This window comes from Helicobacter pylori, from assembly GCF_014498195.1.
Taxonomy (GTDB): domain Bacteria; phylum Campylobacterota; class Campylobacteria; order Campylobacterales; family Helicobacteraceae; genus Helicobacter; species Helicobacter pylori_DO.
In genome coordinates, this window is the sequence record NZ_JACTGH010000031.1 from 1 (window position 1) to 2,056 (window position 2,056).

General features: G+C 32.8%; 4 protein-coding genes and 3 pseudogenes. 6 read left to right on the forward strand and 1 reads right to left on the reverse strand.

The window, feature by feature from the left end:
• The 6 genes and pseudogenes from H7N67_RS08235 to H7N67_RS07855 form a co-directional block, all read left to right on the forward strand.
• A pseudogene (locus H7N67_RS08235) lies at window positions 1-70 on the forward strand (RNA-guided endonuclease InsQ/TnpB family protein); the annotation flags it as partial.
• A gap of 91 nt (window positions 71-161) precedes the next feature.
• Window positions 162-641 carry a hypothetical protein gene (locus H7N67_RS07835; protein WP_187939612.1) on the forward strand — a complete coding sequence of 160 codons (480 nt, stop codon included), beginning with the start codon at window positions 162-164 and terminating at the stop codon, window positions 639-641.
• Window positions 638-928 carry a TrbC/VirB2 family protein gene (locus tag H7N67_RS07840; protein ID WP_000736104.1) on the forward strand — a complete coding sequence of 97 codons (291 nt, stop codon included), beginning with the start codon at window positions 638-640 and terminating at the stop codon, window positions 926-928. Before H7N67_RS07835 ends, H7N67_RS07840 begins: the two co-directional genes overlap by 4 nt.
• A 9-nt stretch (window positions 929-937) precedes the next feature.
• Complete coding sequence (locus tag H7N67_RS07845; protein ID WP_001177721.1) at window positions 938-1,201, forward strand: hypothetical protein; 264 nt, start codon at window positions 938-940, stop codon at window positions 1,199-1,201.
• Window positions 1,202-1,212: 11 nt separating this feature from the next.
• Complete coding sequence (locus H7N67_RS07850) at window positions 1,213-1,449, forward strand: hypothetical protein (protein WP_187927879.1); 237 nt, start codon at window positions 1,213-1,215, stop codon at window positions 1,447-1,449.
• Window positions 1,449-1,928 (forward strand): annotated as a pseudogene (locus H7N67_RS07855) (VirB4 family type IV secretion/conjugal transfer ATPase); the annotation flags it as partial. The gene H7N67_RS07850 and the pseudogene H7N67_RS07855, both read left to right, overlap by 1 nt.
• A gap of 58 nt (window positions 1,929-1,986) precedes the next feature.
• Here H7N67_RS07855 and H7N67_RS08240 read toward each other — a convergent pair.
• Window positions 1,987-2,056: pseudogene (locus tag H7N67_RS08240) on the reverse strand (RNA-guided endonuclease InsQ/TnpB family protein); the annotation flags it as partial.

Sequence of the window (2,056 nt, forward strand, 5' to 3'; positions counted from 1 at the left end):
CAAAGGGTTAAGTCTTTTTGGGGTAGGAAATATCCATGCAGACTTTAAAGAACAAAGCCTTTCGTGTTAGTGTCCATTAGGGCGCTTTAGTTAGGAAGCTCCTTGCTTTAGCAAGGGGTGGTTTCACTTCAAAGCCAACCATCTACAAAGAGAGAAAGACAATGATTGAACTAATCCTAGACAAAAAGTCCATACAAATTGATGAAGAATTGCTAGACATTAAAAAGCATTTAGAAAAGTTTTATTCAAACAAAGAACAAGAGATAATCGCAAAAACGTTAGAAAGTGAAACAGAGCTTACTTGTAGTTATTTATGGGATAAAGACTTCTTGTTGTTAGAGCAACTTTTAGAAAACAATTTAGGGCATTTTACCTTTGAGAGCGAGTTTGCCCTACTAAAAGACAAAGAGCCTTTGAATTTAGCTCAAATCAAGCAAATGAGTGTTTTAAAGGTTCTTACCTACGAAATGACACAAGCCTTAAAAAATCACATCATTCATTTATCACAAGTTGTCAATGAAGAAAGTTTAGAAAAAGATGAAGAGCTTGTTGTTTATCACTTGGATTTTAAGCTCAATCAACAATCTTATAAAGTGATAGCTCAATTTTGCGTGATTAAAAAAGAAAGGAACATTGCATGAAAAAATTAAGACATTTTAGAAAGCTTATTGCCTTTTTAGGTTTTTCACCACTTTTATTACAAGCGGATATGACTACATTTTTTAATAGCATTGAACAACAACTCCAAAGCCCTACAGGTAAGGGCATTTTAATGATTATATTCATTGCTATTGGTATTTTTGTGTGGAAAAACTTAGATAGATGGAAAGAAATCTTATTAACTATTTTGGGAGTTGTTTTAGGAACGCTGATATTTTTTAAAGCCCCAGCCTTAGCTCAATGGTTCATGACTAGTGTTGGTAACTAAGGCTTATCAATGCAATTAGTCGGTATTTCAGTTTCTAATCTCAAAGAAATCAGTTCCAAAGAAAAGTTTCTTTGGCTCAATGCTAAGAGCTTTTTGCTCTCAAGTTTTGTGCCATTTGTGATGACACCTTGGCTAGATATATTGAACTCTCTTATGCTGTATGCGTGCTTTTTATTGGTTTTTAGCATAGCGGAGTTTTTTGATGAAGATATAAGCGACATTTTAATCGCTCATTCCAAGATTAAAACCAAATCTAATTCATTTTATGCTTAAAAGGAAAGAATATGCAACAAGAAATCGTAGTAGAAAAACCTAATAAAATGACCATTACTTACAACTTAGAGCAAACTATCTCTAAATTGAAAGAGAGTGTGAATTTATTAGAGAAAAACGAGCAATATAATGACGCTTATGATCTTGTTTGTGGTATTAAAAGCATTGTAGATGATTTTCATAAAAATGTAATTTTGCATGTAAGCAATAATTCTAAGCCCCCTAAAAGAAAAAGAAAGTCTTCTTAATGCTAGAAAACGCTTTTAAATATTGCAAAGAGAAAGCCATAGAGCTTTTAACAGGTTTTGTGCCAAAAACCTATTCTATGGCAGAGGAATGCAATATTTTAGGCTTGTATGATGATACTTTTATTATCACCAAACAAGAAAATTTAGTCGCTATTATGTCTTTACAAGGACTAAGTTATTCTAATTTAATGCAAAAAGATTTGGAGGGCTATTTTGATACAAGACAAAATGTTCTCAATACCATTAGTAAGGACATTCAATTAAGGATTGTGGCTAAAAGGCGTAAAGAATTTATCAATCAAAGCCCCAACATCGACAACCCTTATGCCAAAGCCATTATCACACAATTTGAAAACAAGGAAATCTATAAAACAGAATATTTTTTAGTGTTTGAGAGCATTACTTCTAATGTCAAATCTTTCTTTGAGAAAAAGAAATTAGAAATGACTACTTCAATCAATGAAGAATTAGAAGAAAGCTGTGAAACCACCCCTTGCTAAAGCAAGGAGCTTCCTAACTAAAGCGCCCTAATGGACACTAACACGAAAGGCTTTGTTCTTTAAAGTCTGCATGGATATTTCCTACCCCAAAAAGACTTAACCCTTTG